Source organism: Pseudomonas sp. KH_021 (assembly GCF_057838865.1).
In genome coordinates, this window is sequence record NZ_CM174477.1 from 1,278,107 (window position 1) to 1,297,679 (window position 19,573).

Below are 19,573 nucleotides of genomic sequence, written 5' to 3' on the forward strand. Positions count from 1 at the left end.
TAGCCGTCTATTTTGCTCAGTCTTGACTCGGGAGTGTTCATGAGCGCCGTCAATCGCGCCGCGGTGGAAGCCGTCCTTTCTCAATACACCGACCCTTACCTGAACCTCGACCCGGTCAGCGCCGGATGTGTTCGTGCCGTGGAAATCACAGGCGATCATGTTCGCGTGCAGTTGGAGCTGGGGTACGCCGCTGGCCTGTTCAAGAATGGCTGGGCGCAGGTGCTGCAAACGGCCATTGAAGGCCTGGACGGCGTGGCTAGCGCCAAAGTCGAGATCCAGTGCGTGGTCGTGGCGCACAAGGCCCAGGCTCAGATTCCGGGCATGGCCAATGTGAAAAACATTGTCGCGGTGGCCTCCGGCAAGGGTGGCGTGGGCAAGTCCACCACCGCTGCCAACCTGGCCCTGGCCCTGTCTCGCGAAGGCGCGCGGGTGGGGATTCTCGACGCCGACATCTATGGCCCCAGCCAGGGCGTGATGTTTGGTATCGCCGAAGGTACCCGACCAAAGGTCAAGGATCAGAAGTGGTTTGTGCCGCTTGAAGCCCATGGTGTTGAAGTCATGTCCATGGCTTTTCTGACCGATGACAACACGCCGATGGTCTGGCGTGGTCCGATGGTGTCTGGTGCGTTGCTGCAACTGATTACCCAGACCGCCTGGAACGACCTGGATTACCTGGTCATCGACATGCCGCCAGGTACGGGCGACATTCAGCTGACCCTGGCGCAGAAAGTGCCGGTGGCCGGGGCTGTCATCGTGACCACTCCGCAGGACCTGGCCTTGCTGGACGCCAAGAAGGGCGTCGAGATGTTCCGCAAGGTCAATATCCCGGTGCTGGGTGTGGTCGAGAACATGGCAGTGCACATCTGTTCTAACTGCGGCCACGCTGAACACCTGTTCGGTGAGGGCGGGGGTGAGAAGCTGGCGACCCAGTATGGTGTCGAGCTGCTGGCTTCGCTGCCGCTGTCGATGCTGATTCGTGAACAGGCCGATGGCGGCAAGCCAACCGCAGCTGCCGAGCCCGAAAGCCAGATTGCCATGGTTTATCAGGAGCTGGCGCGCCACGTCGGTGCGCGCATCGTATTGCAGGAAGCGGCAACACCTGCAATGCCGAACATCACCATCAGCGACGACTGACAGGCTTCTATTCGCGAGCCCGACAAGCTCTGCTCCTACCTGCATTCCGGAACCAGTCATGCCGGAATGCCAGATCATCGCGAAGCGTTCAATCCGTGAATTTATTACGCCCACAAAAAAGCCCCGCTTTTAAGGGCGGGGCTTTTCGAAGCTAAAAGCTACAAGTTAGGCAACTTGAACTTCTTCAGCTTGCATGCCTTTCTGACCGCGGGTAGCGATGAAAGTGACCGCTTGGCCTTCTTTCAGGCTTTTGAAGCCGTCAGCTTGAATGGCTTTGAAGTGTACGAACAGGTCGTCACCGGATTGTGGGGTGATGAAGCCGAAGCCTTTTTCATCGTTGAACCACTTAACGGTACCGGATTGGCGATTGGACATGGTGTATCTCCTTGGACACAGTAATTAGCTACGACGCAGGAACTGCCCTGGTCGGGACTGAGTGCAAAGAGCAGGAAAATTCGTAGAGATGGTTTGATCGAAATCTAACATCGGGTAGAGATTCTCAGTGACACAAGCAGCTTCAGTGGCGCCACCTTAACCCTTTTTTCCTAATGTGCCAATGGTCTTGTTCGGGTTTAGTGGAATTCGGGACTAATGGCGCATGTAGCACGCCAACAGTGCATTTTGTGCCCAAGAGGGAATGGCCATCCGGCACCTTGCGTGGATGAAACTTTGAAGCTGGGCGTGAGCCCGGTAAGATGCGCGGCACTATTTTCTTCACCTTGCTATTCAGGACACACCGCCATGAGCATCAAATCGGACAAGTGGATTCGCCGCATGGCGCAAGAGCACGGCATGATCGAGCCTTTCGTCGAGCGCCAGGTGCGCGGTGAAGGCCAAGACCGAGTGATCTCCTTCGGCGTATCGAGCTATGGCTACGATGTGCGCTGCGCCGATGAATTCAAGGTGTTTACCAACATCAATTCGGCGACCGTCGATCCAAAGAACTTCGACGAGAAGAGCTTTGTCGACGTCAAGAGCGATGTCTGCATCATTCCGCCAAACTCCTTCGCCCTGGCCCGCACCGTCGAATACTTCCGCATTCCGCGCAATGTATTGACCATTTGCCTGGGCAAGAGCACCTATGCGCGCTGCGGCATCATCGTCAACGTCACACCGCTTGAGCCGGAATGGGAAGGCCACGTGACCCTGGAGTTCTCCAACACCACCACACTGCCAGCCAAGATCTACGCCAACGAAGGCATAGCGCAGATGCTGTTTCTTGAGTCAGACGAAGAGTGTGAAGTGTCTTACAAGGACCGTGGTGGCAAGTACCAGGGCCAGCGCGGCGTGACCCTGCCGCGTACCTGAGGCGTCCTGGCGAGGGAATTCCTTCGCCATTTGGCACTCCAACGAGATGTACTGTTGCGGTCTGCGCAAGGCAGGCCGCACCTCGATCAGGAGCGCGCTATGAAAATCGACCCATCGATCCGTGCAAAACTCGCCTTGTTACAACCTAATCAGGTGGGCCGGCTGGCGAATCCTAACCTTGCAATGGCTGGCGGAATTCCCGGCCAACCCGACCCCGACACGCCTCAACCTGGTGATCCAGATCACCAGCCGACCGAACCAGGTGAGCCGGCACTGCCCGATGAGCCACCTCCTGCCCCCGTGGTCTGATCTCGCCTGCAACCAAGGGCGTCTCCAATAGTGCCGCCCGTTTGTGCATGGGCAGGGTGTTCCTCAAGGCGAAAGAAGGTAGCCGCTGCGATAGGGCACCTGGCCTGCAACATGGGCAATGACCATGCCGGCGGTGGCCATGCGCCGCAAGGAGCGGGCATAGAGCAGGCCGGGTTGCACATTGTGGATAGGGGTGACCCGGTCGTTGAGCGGGTTGATGATTTCGGCAATCACTTGCCCTGCGTGCAGGTATTGCCCTGGGGTCGCGTGAAATACCAGCAGGCCACCCAGTGGTGTGCTGACCGGTTCGACCGCTGCCAACGGTGTCTGCGGATACAGCAGCGCTGGCAGCGGCGCCGGTTCGCCACCGATGGCGCCGAAATGAGTGAGGTAGTTCAGGATGGCCTCGCTGTCGTGACTGGCCATGGCATGGTTGACGTCGCCTTGGCCGCGCAATTCAACGGTGACTGAAAAACTGCCTTGCGGGATCGGGAAGCGGTCGCCGAAGCGTTGCTGCAATTGCCACCAGACCAGCGTGAAGCATTCATCGAAAGACTGCCCACCCGAATCGGTGGCCAACAGGCTCGCCTGGGCGCCCAGGTAGCGAGACAGCGGCTCTACCTGGGGCCAGGCTTCGGGTGTGGTGTAAAGGTGCTGCACGGCTTCGAAGTCGCAGTGAAGGTCCAACACCATGTCGGCATCGAAGGCCAGCTGTTGCAAGGTCAGGCGCTGCGATTGCAGGGGGGTATGCGCCGGCTGGCGTTCCAGCTGCTGGCGCAGGCTGTTGCGGATCAGCCAGAGGTTGTGGGCTGTGTCGTCGTTGAGGTGGGGCTGGATTTCATCACCGACCTGGTCGCTCAGGTCGATGAAGTTGCGATTGAAGTTTTCCCCGCTCTGCAATTCGTATCGCCCTAGCGGCACATCCATCAACACCTGCTCCAGCCCCACTGGATTGGCGATTGGCACTAGCACAATCTCGCTGCGCAGCAAGCCTTGCAGCTCAAGCAAACTCAGGCGCTGCTTGAGGTGCCAGGCGACCAGCATGCCGGGCAATTCATCAGCATGCAGCGACGCCTGGATATAAATCTTGCCAGCCCCGCGAGGGCCGTAGTGGAAGCTGTGGATCTGGCGGGAGATGCCGGGTACCGGCGCCAGGATCTCGTGAGTCCGATGGTGCATGGTCGATCCTAATGTGCAGGTCCGAGAACGGCCCGCCAGCGGCGCTCAGCCAGGCGGAGCAGGCCAACCAAGGTCAATATCACACAAAGATAGATGATCGCGGCGATGCCGAACGATTGAAACGTCAGAAAGGTCGTCGAGTCGTCATTCTGTGCCGTTCTCGATTCAAGAGCCTAGGCGCCGTGCACCGCGGTGTATCAGGTAATTCGCGGCGCATTCATCGCAGCCAAGGCTGGCTCCTGCACCGTGCTGGTGTAGGAGCCAGCCTTGGCTGCGATGGCCATAGGTATCTACACATCTTTTGGTGTACTGCATTTCGTAGCAGTGGACGAGTAGAACGAGGCCACGTCCGGCTGCGCAGCAGTCGTAAAACCTGGCACTTCAGTATTCAGATACACCGCGAGTACAGGCTTTGCGAGGACTACGTCCCCGGACCTGGCCTCGCTGAACTCGTCTACTGCTACGAATGTAGCCGCTGACGAGGTACGAGGCTGCGATCGGCAGCGAAGCGGCCGTAAAACCTGAGACCGTAATCCATCAGGCACACCGAAGGGCCTGAATTTACGACGGCTTCGCCGCCGATCGCAGCCTCGTACCTCGGCAGCGGCTACAAGAGCCGCGCTGCCCCAGAATTGTGTAGATACCTATGCTGCGATGGCCACACCGCGGGCATAGGGCTATTTCCCGGGCGTCAAGGTCAGCCGCTTGATGCCATAAGCCTTGTCGAGATTCTGTGGCTGCATCGGAAAGCTCACGTACTGCCCCTTCAACCAGCCCTCTATGCCATCGGCAAAGTGCGGGCTGGCCGGGTTGCCAGACTGGCCGCCACTGTTCTGACCCATCAGCGGTTCAGCCTGGCCGAAGTCGACGATCAGGCGCATGGCGGGTACGAGCCTGGGATTGAAGTCCTGGCCCCAGGCGTAGGCCGAGCTGTTCAGGGTGGTGTGGTCGCCTCCGGCCGGGATGGCTGTGCGATTCAACTTGCCGCTGGCGGTGAACCATTCGTAGCGGTGTAGCTTGCCCCACTGCCAGGCCTTGCGATCGGCACCCATTGCCTTCTCACCGGCGCTGACGGCAGCGGCGAGGCTCTGGGCCAGAACGGTAGGCTTGTCTTCTTTCGGTACGGTGGTGACATTGTCCCAATACGGGCTGTCTTCGCGGCCAAGCAAGTGGTCAGCCTGGGCTGAGTAGGAGAGGTTGGCATTCGCCACGAAGGCCTTCCAGGCCGGGCTCGATTCCGGGCCCAGTTCGTCGAGGAAGGTCAGCTTGGCGCTTTCTTGCAAGAACAGCTCGTACAGGGCTGCATCGCTGGACACCGGGCTGAGCTTGCCGTCAAAAGCCATCAGGCGGGTGTAGGCTTCCCGCGCCTTGGCGCGATCGGCTTGAGGCAGCGCTTCGATCGCCTTCTTCAGGGGCTGGGCCATACCCGGCGCCGCGAACATTTTTTTCAGTTTGTCGGCGAACAGCGTGGTCTGGTCGTATTGCATGTTGATCATGCTGCGGGTGTCATGCTTGCCGCTGCCGGCCAATTGCGCAATACGCTCGCCGCGCTCTGGGTAAGACCAGGTGTTGGACAACTGCATGCCGTAGCCGTGGGGCACCGTGCGCTGGTTGGCAGTACCCAGCCAGCCTTGCGGCGGGTCCTGGTCATAGGGGTGCAGCATCGGGTCGGCATAGCCGTCCCAGTCGAAGCGGCCGTTCCAGCCCGGCGAGGGCAACAGGCCTTCGCCTTCGCGTCGATTGGGGAAGCTACCGGTGACCTGCCAGCCGATCTGGCTGGCATCGGCAAGCACCAGGTTCAGCGCAATGGCGCGGATTTCCCGGCTGGCGTCGAAGGCTTTTTCGATGTTTTGCGCACGGGACAAATCAAACAGCGCGTCCAGGCTGCGGTCCCCCTTCAATGCTGGCGTCTGTAGGGCCAGGCCGAACCCACCTTGGCTGCCTGTCAGCAACGGTCCATGACGGGTTTCATAGACTGCCTCGCGGATCGGCCGCTGGCCTTTGACGAAGTAGGTTTCGTTGCGCACACCAGCCGGTTGCCATTTTCCGTCCACTTCAACCATCAGGCGGCTGCCTTCGCGCTTGAGCTTCTCCAGAAACAGGTCCTGGTTGTCGGCCATGACCGAGGTCATGCTCCAGGCCACTTTACCGTTGAAGCCTGCCAGGATGCCCGGGTAACCGGCGAGCGTCACCCCGGCCGCCTGATACTTCGGTGAGCGGATTTGTACATAGTTCCAGGCCGATGGGAGGGCCATCGGCAAGTGACTGTCATTGGCCAACAGGCTTTTGCCGCTGCGGCTGCGTTGCGGGCTGATCGCCCAGTTGTTGGCGGCGGCACCGAGCCTGTTCAACTCGCCCAGTTGCGTCGCCATCTTGTTCAACTCACCCAGCCCCGGCAGCTGCGTGCCCAGGTTCAGGCCCTTGAGCTTGTCGGCTTCAGGGAAGGGCAGCGGCTCGTCCGGGTAGCTGGGAAGCAGCCAGGCCAACGGCTCGGCACCGACTTTTTGGGCCAGCACCAGCGAAGAGATTTCCTCCTGAAGGTTGCTCGACAGGCCGAAACCCAGCAGGCAGAAGATCAGCGCCGAATCTTCCGGTTTCCAGTATTCAGGGCGATAGCCGCTGCTGGCGAGGTCGGCCGGCAGCCTGTCGCGGTAGCGGAACAGATAGGCGTTGACGCCGCGCGCATACACTTCATAGAAGCGCTTGAGGCGCGGCGATGCGTCTGTGTACAGCTCATTGGCGGTTTTTCTGAGATTGACGGTGCGCATGAATCGGTCGAGGTCCAGTGCCTCGGGACCGTTCAGTTCCGCCAGCCGGCCTTGGGCGAGCAGGCGCAAGCCGACCATCTGGCTGATACGGTCGCTGGCGTGCACGTAGCCCAGGGCGAACAGCGCATCATGGAAGTTGTTGCTTTCGACCAACGGCATGCCGAGGTTGTTGCGGCGTACCGAAACGTTTTGCGCCAGGCCCTTGAGCGGCTCCACGCCGACGGTGGGCGGCAGGCTGCTACGGTTGTCGTAGGTCTGGCATCCGCTCAGGCTGACGAGCCCGGCCAGTGCTGCGGCTGCGCCGAACCTTGGAAGAAAATGAAATGGGGCGGGCGCGGCCATAAAGGCTCCTGCAGGGGCTGACGACTAAAAGGCGCTACGTTAGTGAGCGCCCGATCGCCGCGCAAGCGGGAGAGAGGCAAACGGGGGGAATATTTGCAGCAGCCTGCTCGCACCACTGCGAGCAGGCGTTCAAGACCGGGCGATCAGGCGCCGTGGCACTTCTTGAACTTCTTGTTGCTGCCGCACGGGCACGGGTCATTACGACCGACATCCTTGAGGGTATTGCGCACTGGCTCCTGAGGGGGGTGGTTGCAGTGCGGACCGTGTACGTGGCCGTGGTCATGATCGTGGTGATGATCGTGATCGTGATCGTGGTTGCAGTCCGGGCCATGAACATGGGGTTGCTGGGTCATCTGGGGTCACTCCGAAATAAAATCGCCGGGGATTATCTCACCAGTGCGCGCCAAGTGCAGGTCCCTGCCGAAGATTAATCCGGTGCCTTTTAGCGGGTGATATAGCTGGCGCAGCACTTCTTGAATTTCTGCCCGCTGGCGCACGGGCAGGCATCGTTGCGCCCAGCTTTCAATGGCACGGTCGGGTCAATGAAATACCAGCGCCCCTGATTTTGCACAAACGAGGAGCGCTCACGGTGGCTGTGCTCTCCTTCGGCATCGTGCCAGCGGGCGGTAAAGGTGACGAAGGCGTGTTCGGGTTGGCCTCCCAAGACCTCTGCGCTTTCGACCTCAAGGCCCAGCCAAGTGCTCCCTGCACTCCAGGCACTGATCGACGCACGGTCCAGGCCTTCCTGCTGGACGGGCAGGGTGGTGTTGACCAGATAGTCGATATCACCCAGCACATAGGCGCTGTAGCGCGAACGCATCAAGGCCTGGGCGTCGGGCGCTGGATGCCCGGCGTGATAATGGCCGCAGCAGGCATCGAGCAGGTTACCGCTACCGCAAGGACAGATCTCAAGGCTCATGCCGTTACCACCAGTACTTTCCAAAATTTTCCGGGTTGGCCCAAAACTTGGCGTTCAGCCAATCGGGCACTTGTTTGTATTCGCGTAGATCATAGGTATAGAGGCTCAGCACCTGGTCATCGCGCTGGAAGCGCTCACTGGCCTGCAACGCCAGGGCCAGAAAATCTGTGTTCTGCCAGCCGCAGGCACGCAGGTCGGTCAGCACGGCAATGCGGCTGGCATTCAGGTTGCGGATGCCCCCCAGCAATTGTTTTCCGGCAGTCAGGCTCAAGTGCTCAAGGCAGTCGACCAGCAAAGCCAGGTCAAAGCGCTGGGCGGCTAAATGGGCCGGCAGCGGGCCAGGCTCGGCCATCTGGATCTCGCAGTCGGGATGGGCCGCTTCAAAGGCGTCTACTGCCGGGACCCGGCTGCCCACCAGCAGCAGTCGCTGCGGTGCATAGCGTTCGAGCAGGGCGGCCAGGGCTTGCTGCGGCGTGCGCGAAGAAAAAACGTCAGCCATCGATAATCCTCTGTCAGAACCGCCAAGACTAACGGGCTACACGCCTTCGGCCTAGCCCCTTGTACACCTGGCCGATCATGGCTTATTGCTGGCGCAGATGGAATGCGCGGTCTTTACTCCCAAGAGCATCGGTTTCGTACCGATTTCTTTAGGAGAAAACCTCGATGAGCATTGTTCGGACAGCATTACCCCTGGTTCTGCTTACCAGCGTGTTGACTGGTTGCGCAGGTTTACAAAAAACCGATTGGCCGACGTGTGCCGCCGTGGGGGGTGTGGGCGGTGCTGCATTGGGTGCCATCGAAAGCTCCGCTTACGCAGGTTACGGCGCCCTGATCGGCGGCGGCCTGGCAGCCGCTTATTGCTGGGTGCATGGTGACGGCGACGAAGATGGCGATGGCGTGCCGGACAGCCGCGACAAGTGCCCAGGCACTCCGCGCGGTGTGCAGGTCGATGCCAATGGTTGCCCACCGGAACCGGTCGCTGTGATCGAAGAAGTGGTGGTGGTCAAGGAAGAAGTCATTGTGATCCGCGATGTCCTGTTCGAGTTCGACTCGGCCCGACTGACCGCCGCCGACAAGATGCGCCTGGACAAAATCGCCACGAAGTTGAAGGCAGAAGCGTCCACCGCCAGGCTGACCGTCACGGGCCACACCGATAGCGTTGGCAGTGATGCCTACAACGCCAAGTTGTCCGATCGCCGAGCCCGTTCGGTGGTCGAGTATCTGATCGAGAGTGGTGTGCCACGTTCAAGCTTCGTCCAGGTTTCCGGGGCGGGTGAGAGCATGCCGGTGGCAGACAACAACACCGCCGATGGCCGCGCCATGAACCGGCGCGTGGAAATCCGCATCAACCGCTAAGCCTGCAGCCGCGCCGCCTTGTGATGTGCCACGGCGCGGTCTTTGCTCCCACGTCACGCTTGCGAGCTCAAATAAAGCATTGAACAAAAAAGGAGAGCCTATGAAGTGGTGCTGGAGAGTGGGCAAGTGCCTGACGGTGCTGTTCTGGTGGGTGGTATTGCTCAATGTGTTCATGCCCATGGTCAAGCCGTTCAATCTGCTGGTCAGTGCGGCAGGTGCGGGGCTGCTGGGATTGCATCTGCTTGAGGTGCTGCTGTTCAACAGTCTCTTGCAAGGACGCAGCCACCGCTGGTTCGACCGGTTGCAGATCTTGCTAGTGGGCATATTCCACATTCAGTCAATCCCATCCCCAGCCAAGGCGAACAAGCCCAAGTGAATCGGGCGCCGCCAAAGCTGGGCGCTGTGCTGGGGGTTACTGGATAAATGCCTGCAAGTCAGTGGTCAGTGTGTCGATCGCCACCTTGAAGTCCTGGGTAGTGACGGGTTGGTTGGCGTTCTCCAGGGTTGCCCCGAAGACTTTGCGCACCACTTTGACCACCGTCTGGCCATTGTTCCCATCAATCAGCTCAGCTTCCACGTAAAGCTCAGTATCCTGATCGCGGTAGCCTGTGGCGGCAGACACGCCGCCGACAACGGCGGCGACCGGGACGACTTCATACCAGTGCATGCCTTCATTCGACGCACTGACGCCGGTGATGGCGGCGCGCATAACCAGCACGCGCGAACCCCGCGGTGCCAATCGGGCATCAGCGACAATCGGGTAACTCTGCCCCAGGACGTTTTTGGTGCTGTGGGTCATGTAGGCCTGCAGCTCTTCGAGGGTCTTGAGGTTGACCCGGCCATCAGGGCGAGGCGTGGGGTAGAAATCCAATTGCTTGAATGCGATCGCGTCATAGGCGTACGGGTTCCAGCTCGCAGCTTCCCAGCGCATCGTCTTCTGCCCGCTCGTGGTGGTGACTTCCTGTAGGTGGCTGTAGTTATGCAAATAGCCGGAATACTGCTCTTTCTCGGTGAATCTGGAGGTGCAACCCACCAGCAGCATGCCACCCACTGCGATACCTGATATGAGTTTGTGGAACATAGTGTTGTGATGCTCACTTGCGCATTGAGTTAGTCGGCCCACTCTGTGCCAGCGTCTGCGGTTTTCCATGGCGGGTCAGCCAGTTCAGCATCTCGGCCACCGACACCCTGTGGTTATGTTCCACCCATTGCACGCCCTCATGGCTGTAATGTTCGCTGTAGTGGCTCAGGACCAGCTCGCACTGGTCTTCTGACAGTTGAAGGCTGGTTTCGCGAAAGTGCAGGGCGGCGCCGGCATGTTTTACCACCCGTTGCTCCAGAATCAGTGACCGATTGTTAGTTGGCATAGGTTTGGCCTCGAGAGTGATTGCGCTTGAGCCAAAGCATGGCAAGCAGACATGGCAGAGAGGGATGTGGATACTGACAGTCGGTCCTTGCCAGCAGATGTCTGATTTTTTGCCAACCTGACACTTTGTTACCGAGTTGAAATATATGACGGATGGCATCGAATGGTTTTAGATGTGAACTCTTACAGAACTTAAGTGATGCGTGCAGGTGAGCAGTCTTTTGATCGTGGACGATGACCTCGAGGTCCTTGCTCTGCTGAAGAGATTTTTTATGCAACACGGCTATTCGGTGGAAGTCGCCACCGATGGTGCCTCGTTGTGGTCGGCCATGGAGCGCCAGGCACCGGACCTGATCATTCTCGACCTGATGCTGCCGGGGGATAACGGGTTGACGCTATGCCAGCGCCTGCGCCAGCGATACCCAACGCCGGTGATCATGCTCACCGCCATGAGCGAGCTTAGTGATCGGGTGGTGGGCCTTGAGATGGGCGCCGACGATTACCTGGGCAAACCCTTCGACGCCCGCGAGCTGTTGGCCAGGGTGCGCGCGGTATTGCGTCGGGCCGGGGAGAATCGGCCCTTGACCGGGACGGTGCCGCACCCGTTGATTAAGTTTGCCGACTGGCAGCTGGACCTCACCCGGCGGGAGTTACGCTCGCCTGACCAGGTGATGATTCCTTTATCGGCCGGGGAATTCGACTTGTTGCTGGTGTTTGTCGAGCACCCGCAGCGCATTTTTACTCGCGAACAATTGCTGGACCTGGCACGAGGTCGCAGCCATGACGCCTTCGATCGCAGCATCGACGTTCAAGTCAGCCGCTTGCGGCGCAAGCTGGATATCGACAGCAAAGGCGTGGAAATGATTCGCACGGTGCGCAACGTAGGGTACCTGTTCACCCCCAGTGTGACTCGCCAATGAAAGAGGCCAAGGCGCGCTGGCGCCTGCGCACGCGCGATACGATTGCCCGTTGGATTGCCCTGACGACGATCGTCGCGATGCTCACGTCGCTTGGCTTCAACGCGCTTTTCACCCAGTTGGCGGGCGTCTGGGCGTATCCGCCCCTGATCGAGACCGGCCTACTGGAAAAGGTCGCCTTGCTGAGTAAGCTGATCGAAGCATCACCCGCCGCACAGCGCAAACAACTTGCCGCTGCGATCAGTGACAGCAACTTGACCATCAGTTGGCATGCCGATCGCCAGGAGCTGGGCCTGCCGACGGTCCCTGAGGCGAGCCGTCGCGCGGCCACCCCAGAGGCGCAGCGTCTGTTCAACGCTCCTAAGCGCCACCTCGAAGCGTATCAACCCAGCGACTGGCCACAGCAAAACGGCCACTACGCCTTGCTGGTGCAACTGGCCGATGCTTCCTGGCTAATGTTCAGTGTCCCTTCTCGCAGTTGGGGGCTGGGCCAGTGGCAGCGTGACCTGATTCTGATTGTGCTGGTACTGTTGTCCACCGGGCTCGTCGCCTTGATTGCAACCCGCCGCCTGGCCAAGCCTCTGCAACAATTCGCCCAGGGTGCCCGGCGTTTTGGCGTCGACTTCCGTGCGCCGCCTATCGAGCCGGTAGGTCCTCAGGAAATTCGCCAGGCGATCCTTGCGTTCAATGCCATGCAGGCCCAGTTGCAACACTTCATCAATGACCGCACGCAGATGCTCGCCGCCATTTCCCACGACCTGCGCACGCCCTTGACCCGCATGCGGTTGCGCGGCGAATTCATCGAAGACCTGGAACAACAGCAACGGTTGTTCCGCGATGTTGACGAGATGCAGGCCATGATCAACTCCAGCCTGGAATTCTTCCGCGACGATGCCCGACTGGAACAAAGCACGCAGTTCGATCTGGCGGAGTTGCTGCAAACCCTGATCGACGACTACCGCGACCAGTTCATCGATATCACCTTCAGCGGCCCTGCTCGACTGGTTTACTTTGGGCGCCCGCTAGGCCTGAAACGCGTCATCACCAATCTGGTCGACAATGCCATCAAATATGCCTGCGAACCTGTCATTGAACTGTATGAGGACAGTGAAAAGGTGACCCTTCTTGTACTGGATCGAGGGCCTGGGATCCCCGTTGAAAGCCATGAGCAGGTGTTTTCGCCGTTCTTTCGCCTGGAGCGGTCACGCAACAAAAGCACTGGCGGGGTGGGCCTGGGGTTATCCGCAGCCCGGGCGATCGTGCTGGAGCAAGGCGGGTCATTGACCTTAAGCAATCGCCCAGAGGGAGGATTGGAGGTGCGGGTCGTGTTGCCAGTGTAGGAGCCGACTTTAGTCGCGATGGCCTCACCGCGGTTCATCCCAGACCTCACCGCGGTTCATCCCAGACCTCGCGCGGTTCATCCCAGACCGCGGTGAGGCCATCGCGACCAAGGTCGGCTCCTACGGGAACGACGGGCGGGCGGCCGCCACGGCCACAACCAACAACCCGACGCACAGGTTAATGCCGACCAACCGGCGAATCCGCCCTAGCGCGGCGGCACCGGCAGGCCAATCCTGGCTTTCGACGGCAGTGCGCAGTTGCGGCAATTGCAGCGACTGGATGCGAATGAACAGGGCCGTCATCACCACATAAAGCCCCATCATCACCTGCACATAGCGCGGCGCGGTCTCGAATCCGCCAAAGCGCATCTGCAGCATGCCGACACCACTGATCGGAAGAATCAGCACCGCAAGCCAGACCCAGGTGAAAAAGCGTGGGAAAACTTCAAGCCATAACTTCAACCGTGGCGGCCCCTCAAGCGCTGTCATGGCCGCCGGGCGCAGGATCATCCAGGCGAAAAACATGCCGCCGACCCAAACCAGGGCTGCTAATACATGCAAGGTATAGGTGATGGCATAGGGGGTCATGGGGATCTCCGTTCGGCGCTGGGGGCAATAGCGGGGTATGATAGCCACCCATCCCGAATACTGAAAATTTATCCAGCCCTGCGCCCCCGAAACTATGATCAGTAACGAACTCAAATCCCAGATTCAGGGCGCCTATTCGCGTTTTCTCGAAGCCAAGAGCCTCAAGCCTCGCTATGGCCAGCGATTGATGATCGCTGAAGTCGCCAAGATGCTCGGCGATATTGCCTGCGACGACGAAGGCAAGCGCAGTGGCGACCCGGCCGTGGTCGCCGTAGAGGCAGGCACCGGTACTGGCAAGACGGTGGCCTACGCCATCGCGGCCATCCCAGCTGCCAAGGCCGCGGGCAAGCGCCTGGTGATTGCCACGGCGACGGTCGCGCTGCAGGAGCAGATCGTCTACAAGGATCTGCCCGACCTGATGCGCAACAGCGGCCTGAGTTTCACCTTCTCACTGGCCAAGGGGCGCGGGCGCTACCTGTGCATCTCCAAGCTCGATGTGCTGCTGCAGGAAGGCCACGCGCAAAGTGCAACCGCACAGCTGTTCGAGGAAGAAGGCTTCAAGATCGAGGTCGATGAAGCCAGCCAGAAGCTGTTTACCAGCATGATCGAGAAGCTGGCCGGCAATAAGTGGGACGGTGACCGTGACAGCTGGCCCCAGGCCCTGGAAGACCAGGATTGGGCGCGCCTGACCACCGACCACAGCCAGTGCACCAACCGGCATTGCCCCAACTTCCAGCAGTGCGCCTTCTACAAGGCCCGCGAAGGCATGGGCAAGGTCGATGTGATCGTTACCAACCATGACATGGTACTGGCCGACCTGGCCCTGGGCGGTGGTGCAGTACTGCCTGACCCGCGTGAAACCATCTACGTGTTCGACGAAGGCCACCACCTGCCTGACAAGGCCATCGGTCACTTTGCCCATTACACGCGCTTGCGTTCCACCGCCGATTGGCTCGAGCAGACGGCGAAAAACCTGACCAAACTGCTGGCCCAGCACCCGCTGCCGGGGGACCTTGGCAAGCTGATCGAGCAAGTCCCGGAGCTGGCCCGTGAAATCAAGACCCAGCAGCAATTCATGTTCACCGTGTGTGAAGAGCTGGCCGATTTTCGTGCCGGCGAAGACATGGAAGGGCGTGAGCGGCCACGCCATCGTTTCGTCGGCGGAGTCGTGCCTGAGCACATCCGCGAAATGGGTATCGAACTGAAAAAAGGCTTCTCCCGCCTGACCGACCTGTTCACCCGGCTGACCGAATTGCTCAAGGAAGGCATGGATGACGAGGTCAATATCGGTATCGCCAGCCACCAGGCCGAAGAATGGTACCCCCTGTTCGGCAGCCTATTGATGCGTGCCCAGGGCAGCTGGGAGTTGTGGACAGCCTTTACCGCCGAAGACCCGGAAGACAGCCCGCCCATGGCGCGCTGGCTGACCCTGGCCGACAGTGGCGCCCTGTTCGACATCGAAGTCAACGCAAGCCCTATCCTGGCGGCCGAAATGCTGCGGCGTAACCTGTGGAGCGTGGCCCACGGGGTGCTGGTCACCTCGGCTACCTTGACGGCGCTTGGCAAGTTCGACCGCTACCGTATGCGTTCTGGGCTGCCTAAAAATGCAGTCACTACCATCGTGCCCAGCCCATTCCACCATGCCGATGCGGGTGTGCTGCGAGTGCCGGACCTGCGAGCCGACCCGCGGGATGCGGCTGCGCACACCGCTGCCATCATTCGTGATCTACCAGAATTGGTTGAAGGTTCAAGAGGCACGCTGGTGCTGTTCTCCTCGCGCAAGCAGATGCAGGATGTATTCGACGGCCTGGATCGAGACTGGCGCAAGCAGGTGTTTATCCAGGGCAATCTGTCCAAGCAGGAGACGCTCAACAAGCACAAGGCGCGAGTGGATGGCGGGGATTCCAGCGTCTTGTTCGGGCTGGCCAGCTTTGCCGAAGGGGTTGACCTGCCGGGTGCCTATTGCGAGCACGTGGTCATTGCCAAGATCCCCTTTGCGGTGCCGGACGACCCCGTCGAAGCAGCCTTGGCCGAATGGATCGAGGCGCGGGGCGGTAACCCCTTCATGGAAATCGCCGTACCAGACGCTTCGCTGCGCCTGATCCAGGCCTGTGGCCGGCTGCTGCGGACCGAGGCCGACCGGGGCACCATCACATTGCTTGACCGTCGTGTCGTCACACAACGCTACGGCAAGGCTATTCTCAATGCCTTGCCACCGTTTCGTCGGGAAATTTCCTGAGCCAGCGGGCAACCTTTCCCGCTGGTGTTGTCTATTCACGCCATGAAGGCCGACGTTGGCCTTCCCAGGAGAGCTCAAACCCTATGATTCGCCGTTCGCTGCCTGCCGTATTTGCACTGTTGTTTGCCGCCCCTGTAGTGGCCGCACAACAGACGCTGTTCAACTTCGTTCGACCTGCAGACGTGGTGCAGATCGCGACCGAGGATGCCAGCCTGCCGCAATCCAACGCGGAACAGACAGCCGAGGGCGAAGTATTGCGTCGGGTGGTGTTCAACCCCGTCGAGCGGCCCAGTTTGCGCATGACCCCGCAAACGGGTGTCTGGGACTGGTCGCAGACGCCTATCATGACCTTGCGCCTGCAAAGTGCCATGAATTGGGCGCTGACCGTTGATGTCACCGTCACCAGCAACGACGGCAAGACCTTGACCAGCCGCGTTGATCTGCCGGCAGGCCCGGCTCAGACCGTATTGATTCCCTTGCAGGCCAACACGCCCCTGAGCCAGGGCATGCGCGCCGGCCCGCCGATGCCTTGGGTGCGAGACGGCCAGCGGCTGTTGCTGGCCGGCAGCGTGGGAGAGGTGGATCGCTCCCAAGTCACCTCGGTCACCTTGTCGATGCCCAAGCCCACTGTAGCGCAGAGCCTGTTGATCGAGCGCTTTGGTGTGCAGGACGGGGAAGACGACATGATCAAGGCCGCTTACGGCAGCCTGGTTGATGGCTACGGCCAGTTCAATCGCGGCAAGTGGCCAGAAAAGATCACCAGCGACGATCAACTCAAGGCGGCGGCCGGCAAGGAACAGCAACAGCTCAAGGCCTGGCTCGGTGAACGCGAAAAACAACCGCTGGACAAATTCGGCGGCTGGAGCAAAGGCCCGACTTTTGACACTACAGGGTTTTTCCACACGCAAAAGCGCGATGGCCGCTGGTACCTGGTGACACCTGAAGGGCACCCGTTCTATTCGCTGGGCGTCAACGCCGTTGCCCCTCAAGGTGGGCGCACTTATGTGGATGGCCGCGAATACATGTTTACCGCGCTGCCCCAGGGCACCGAGCCCTTGGCCGATTACTATGGCCAAGACGATAACCGTGACGGCAATGCATCCTCCCATGGTCGCGGTTTCAATAGCGGACGCTGGTACGACTTTTATGCGGCTAACCTGGCCCGCACCTATGCAGTGCCGTGCGCCAAGCCTGCAGAGGCACCAAGCGAGCCTGCCAATACGGTGGCCCCGCCTGATTGCTCAGCAGGCAAGTTTGACGCCAAGCGCTGGCAGGCTCACACGCTCGATCGCTTGCAGGCCTGGGGTTTCAACACCATTGGCAACTGGAGCGATGCAGGCTTTGCACGGAATGACCGAGTGCCCTACACCTTGCCGCTGCTGATCGTCGGTGATTACGCCAGTATCAATACCGGCAACGATTGGTGGGGTGGCATGCCCGACCCGTTCGACCCACGCTTTGCCATGGCGACCGAGCGGGCCGTGGCCATTGCTGCGCGGGACCATCGTGATGACCCTTGGCTGATTGGCTACTTTGCCGACAATGAATTGTCCTGGGCGGGCCGCACAGATGACCCCAAATCCCGTTATGCGCTGGCCTATGGCACCTTGCGGCTCACCACCGACGTACCGGCCAAGCGTGCCTTTCTCAAACAATTGCGCGACAAGTATCGCAACCAGGAAGGCTTGTCCAAGGCCTGGGGCATCAACCTGACGGCCTGGGAGCTGATGGAAGATCCAGGGTTCGAACCGCCACTGCCAAGCCCGGAATACCCGGAAATCGAGGCCGATTTCAAACACTTCCAGCGCGTTTTCGCCGACACCTATTTCAAGACCATCTCCGATTCGCTGAACTGGCACGCCCCCAACCATCTGTTGCTGGGAGGGCGTTTTGCCGTCAGCACGCCGGAAGCGGTCGAGTCCTGTGCGCAGTTCTGCGACGTGCTGAGCTTCAACTTCTACACACCCAAGCCTCAAGATGGCTACGATTTCGCACGCCTGCGTAACCTCGATAAACCGGTGATGATCACTGAATTCAGCTTCGGTTCGCGTGACCGTGGGCCACTTTGGCCCGGGCAGCTCGAAGTGGCCAAGGAAGAAGACCGTGGCCCGGCTTATACCAAGTTTCTCAAGGCCGCCCTGAGCGAGCCGGTGGTGGTTGGGGCGCATTGGTTTGAATACCTGGACCAACCTGTCACCGGTCGACTGCTCGATGGGGAAAACGGTCATCTGGGCCTGGTCGGCGTGACCGACGTGCCGTTCCAAGGCTTCGTCGCTACAGTGCGCAAAGCCAACCAACAGGTACTCGAAGAAATCGGCAAACAGGCGGCGCTGTCCAAACCCGCGACAGAGACGCCCAATGAAGAACGAAAAGACGCCCCGTGATCCCTGCAAAACCCCCGGCTCACACACCCACGCGGTGTAGGAGCACGGCTTGCCGGCGATGAAGTCACCGCGGTGTGCCAGGTACGATGCCTGGCGGGTAAACCCGGCTCCTACGCAGGTTCCCAAATACCCTGAGTGCTGGAACAATGCAGCCCTCGTCGAACAATGAAATGTGTGGAGAGTCAGCGGTGCAGATCCAGGGTCACTATGAACTCAAGTTCGAGGCAGTGCGCGAGGCCTTTGAGGCACTCTTCGATGATCGTCAGGAGCGCGGCGCGGCGCTGTGCATTCAAGTTGGTGGCGAAACGGTCGTCGACCTGTGGGCCGGTACAGCCGACAAGGACGGTACCGAGGCCTGGCACAGCGATACCATCGCCAACCTGTTTTCCTGCACCAAGACCTTCACGGCCGTGACTGCGCTGCAATTGGTGGCGGAAGGCAAACTTGAGCTTGATGCCCCGGTCTCCCGCTACTGGCCCGAATTTGCGGCCGCAGGCAAACAGGCCATTACGTTGCGCCAACTGCTCTGCCATCAAGCCGGTTTGCCAGCCATACGCCAATTACTGCCTGCCGAGGCTCTGTACCAGTGGCAGACCATGGTCGACGCCTTGGCGGCTGAAACGCCGTGGTGGACGCCAGGCACCGGCCATGGCTACGCGGCCATTACCTATGGCTGGTTGATCGGTGAGTTGATCCGTCGCGCCGACGGCCGCGGCCCCGGTGAGTCGATCGTTGCCCGGGTTGCCAAGCCGCTGGGGCTGGATTTCCATGTGGGGCTTGCGGATGAAGAGTTCCATCGCGTCGCCCATATCGCCCGCGGCAAGGGCAACATGGGTGATGAAGCCGCCCAACGGCTGTTGCAGGTCACGATGCGTGAGCCCGAGGCCATGTCGACCCGAGCGTTCACCAATCCGCCCTCCATCCTCACCAGCACCAACAAACCCGAGTGGCGACGGATGCAGCAACCGGCCGCCAACGGCCACGGCAACGCCCGCAGCCTCGCCGGTTTCTACAGCGGCCTGCTCGACGGCAGCCTGCTGGAAGATGAACTGCTCAACGAACTGACTCGCGAACATAGCCTGGGCGAAGATAAAACCCTGCTGACCCAGACTCGCTTCGGGCTAGGTTGCATGCTCGACCAACCGCAAGTCGCCAACGCCACTTTCGGTCTTGGGGGGAGAGCGTTCGGTCATCCTGGCGCCGGCGGTTCAGTCGGTTTCGCCGACCCGGAACGCGATGTGGCCTTTGGTTTCGTCACCAATACCCTGGGGCCATACGTATTAATGGACCCGCGAGCACAGAAACTGGTGCGCGTCCTGGGCACCTGCCTGTGATCGGAATGTGACGGAATTCCGGAACCCGGCTGTTATTCTCTCCTCCAATTACTTGTTATTTGGGCATTTTGCCTGTTGTTAATTTACCCA

General features: G+C 60.1%; 19 protein-coding genes and 1 pseudogene. 10 read left to right on the top strand and 10 right to left on the bottom strand.

The annotated features are described in order from the left end of the window. Nucleotides 1-39: 39 nt before the first annotated feature. On the top strand, nucleotides 40-1,134 hold the full coding sequence (gene apbC / locus AC3IX4_RS06020) for an iron-sulfur cluster carrier protein ApbC (RefSeq protein ID WP_489259687.1): 1,095 nt from the start codon (nucleotides 40-42) through the stop codon (nucleotides 1,132-1,134). Nucleotides 1,135-1,299: 165 nt separating this feature from the next. Here apbC and AC3IX4_RS06025 read toward each other — a convergent pair whose 3' ends face one another. Further along, nucleotides 1,300-1,509: a cold-shock protein gene (locus AC3IX4_RS06025; protein ID WP_489259688.1), complete on the bottom strand. Its 210-nt coding sequence runs from the start codon at nucleotides 1,507-1,509 to the stop codon at nucleotides 1,300-1,302. 366 nt (nucleotides 1,510-1,875) lie between these two features. On the opposite strand from AC3IX4_RS06025, the gene dcd reads away from it, so the two are divergent. Together dcd and AC3IX4_RS06035 are read left to right on the top strand one after the other, a co-directional pair. Further along, the gene (dcd, locus tag AC3IX4_RS06030) at nucleotides 1,876-2,442 is read left to right on the top strand and encodes a dCTP deaminase (protein WP_489259689.1); all 567 of its coding nucleotides are present in this window, start codon (nucleotides 1,876-1,878) and stop codon (nucleotides 2,440-2,442) included. Nucleotides 2,443-2,541: 99 nt separating this feature from the next. Continuing rightward, nucleotides 2,542-2,751: a hypothetical protein gene (locus AC3IX4_RS06035; protein ID WP_489259690.1), complete on the top strand. Its 210-nt coding sequence runs from the start codon at nucleotides 2,542-2,544 to the stop codon at nucleotides 2,749-2,751. 63 nt (nucleotides 2,752-2,814) lie between these two features. Here the strand turns inward: AC3IX4_RS06035 and AC3IX4_RS06040 are convergent, their stop codons facing one another. The 6 genes and pseudogenes from AC3IX4_RS06040 to AC3IX4_RS06065 all read right to left on the bottom strand — a co-directional run bounded on the left by AC3IX4_RS06040 (nucleotide 2,815) and on the right by AC3IX4_RS06065 (nucleotide 8,458). Then, entirely contained in the window at nucleotides 2,815-3,930 is a 1,116-nt protein-coding gene (locus AC3IX4_RS06040) for a succinylglutamate desuccinylase/aspartoacylase family protein (protein ID WP_489259691.1), read from the bottom strand. A gap of 8 nt (nucleotides 3,931-3,938) precedes the next feature. Further along, nucleotides 3,939-4,070, bottom strand: a pseudogene (locus AC3IX4_RS06045) (amino acid ABC transporter permease); the annotation flags it as partial. A gap of 537 nt (nucleotides 4,071-4,607) precedes the next feature. Continuing rightward, nucleotides 4,608-7,040 carry a penicillin acylase family protein gene (locus tag AC3IX4_RS06050; protein ID WP_489259692.1) on the bottom strand — a complete coding sequence of 811 codons (2,433 nt, stop codon included), beginning with the start codon at nucleotides 7,038-7,040 and terminating at the stop codon, nucleotides 4,608-4,610. Nucleotides 7,041-7,183: 143 nt separating this feature from the next. Further along, entirely contained in the window at nucleotides 7,184-7,393 is a 210-nt protein-coding gene (locus tag AC3IX4_RS06055; protein ID WP_489259693.1) for an SEC-C metal-binding domain-containing protein, read from the bottom strand. 89 nt (nucleotides 7,394-7,482) lie between these two features. Further along, nucleotides 7,483-7,959 (bottom strand): YchJ family protein, encoded by a 477-nt coding sequence (locus tag AC3IX4_RS06060; protein WP_489259694.1) that lies wholly within the window; start codon nucleotides 7,957-7,959, stop codon nucleotides 7,483-7,485. Between the two features lie 4 nt (nucleotides 7,960-7,963). Then, nucleotides 7,964-8,458, bottom strand: a complete 495-nt coding sequence (locus tag AC3IX4_RS06065) for a DUF6231 family protein (RefSeq protein ID WP_489259695.1) — start codon at nucleotides 8,456-8,458, stop codon at nucleotides 7,964-7,966. A 164-nt stretch (nucleotides 8,459-8,622) separates the two neighbouring features. Between AC3IX4_RS06065 and AC3IX4_RS06070 the strand changes: the two genes are divergently transcribed. Together AC3IX4_RS06070 and AC3IX4_RS06075 are read left to right on the top strand one after the other, a co-directional pair. Then, entirely contained in the window at nucleotides 8,623-9,315 is a 693-nt protein-coding gene (locus tag AC3IX4_RS06070; RefSeq protein ID WP_489259696.1) for a PA1041 family peptidoglycan-binding anchor lipoprotein, read from the top strand. A 100-nt stretch (nucleotides 9,316-9,415) separates the two neighbouring features. Further along, nucleotides 9,416-9,691 (top strand): DUF1145 domain-containing protein, encoded by a 276-nt coding sequence (locus AC3IX4_RS06075; protein WP_489259697.1) that lies wholly within the window; start codon nucleotides 9,416-9,418, stop codon nucleotides 9,689-9,691. A 36-nt stretch (nucleotides 9,692-9,727) separates the two neighbouring features. Here the strand turns inward: AC3IX4_RS06075 and AC3IX4_RS06080 are convergent, their stop codons facing one another. Further along, complete coding sequence (locus AC3IX4_RS06080) at nucleotides 9,728-10,396, bottom strand: DUF3313 domain-containing protein (protein ID WP_489259698.1); 669 nt, start codon at nucleotides 10,394-10,396, stop codon at nucleotides 9,728-9,730. 13 nt (nucleotides 10,397-10,409) lie between these two features. Next, nucleotides 10,410-10,682: a hypothetical protein gene (locus AC3IX4_RS06085; RefSeq protein ID WP_489259699.1), complete on the bottom strand. Its 273-nt coding sequence runs from the start codon at nucleotides 10,680-10,682 to the stop codon at nucleotides 10,410-10,412. 208 nt (nucleotides 10,683-10,890) lie between these two features. Between AC3IX4_RS06085 and AC3IX4_RS06090 the strand changes: the two genes are divergently transcribed. Together AC3IX4_RS06090 and AC3IX4_RS06095 are read left to right on the top strand one after the other, a co-directional pair. After that, the gene (locus AC3IX4_RS06090; RefSeq protein ID WP_489259700.1) at nucleotides 10,891-11,601 is read left to right on the top strand and encodes a response regulator; all 711 of its coding nucleotides are present in this window, start codon (nucleotides 10,891-10,893) and stop codon (nucleotides 11,599-11,601) included. Beyond that, nucleotides 11,598-12,938: an ATP-binding protein gene (locus AC3IX4_RS06095; protein WP_489259701.1), complete on the top strand. Its 1,341-nt coding sequence runs from the start codon at nucleotides 11,598-11,600 to the stop codon at nucleotides 12,936-12,938. The genes AC3IX4_RS06090 and AC3IX4_RS06095 overlap by 4 nt, the downstream gene beginning before the upstream one ends. 120 nt (nucleotides 12,939-13,058) lie before the next feature. Here the strand turns inward: AC3IX4_RS06095 and AC3IX4_RS06100 are convergent, their stop codons facing one another. Further along, nucleotides 13,059-13,526: a CopD family protein gene (locus tag AC3IX4_RS06100; protein ID WP_489259702.1), complete on the bottom strand. Its 468-nt coding sequence runs from the start codon at nucleotides 13,524-13,526 to the stop codon at nucleotides 13,059-13,061. Between the two features lie 94 nt (nucleotides 13,527-13,620). Here AC3IX4_RS06100 and dinG point away from each other — a divergent pair, with 94 nt between their 5' ends. The 3 genes from dinG (at nucleotide 13,621) to AC3IX4_RS06115 (ending at nucleotide 19,483) form a co-directional block, all read left to right on the top strand. Continuing rightward, a complete protein-coding gene (gene dinG / locus AC3IX4_RS06105; protein ID WP_489259703.1) occupies nucleotides 13,621-15,765 on the top strand; it encodes an ATP-dependent DNA helicase DinG in 2,145 nt (714 codons plus the stop codon). An 83-nt stretch (nucleotides 15,766-15,848) separates the two neighbouring features. Continuing rightward, entirely contained in the window at nucleotides 15,849-18,149 is a 2,301-nt protein-coding gene (locus AC3IX4_RS06110) for a beta-agarase (RefSeq protein WP_489259704.1), read from the top strand. A 188-nt stretch (nucleotides 18,150-18,337) separates the two neighbouring features. Continuing rightward, entirely contained in the window at nucleotides 18,338-19,483 is a 1,146-nt protein-coding gene (locus AC3IX4_RS06115) for a serine hydrolase domain-containing protein (protein WP_489261222.1), read from the top strand. The last annotated feature ends 90 nt before the right edge of the window (nucleotides 19,484-19,573 follow it).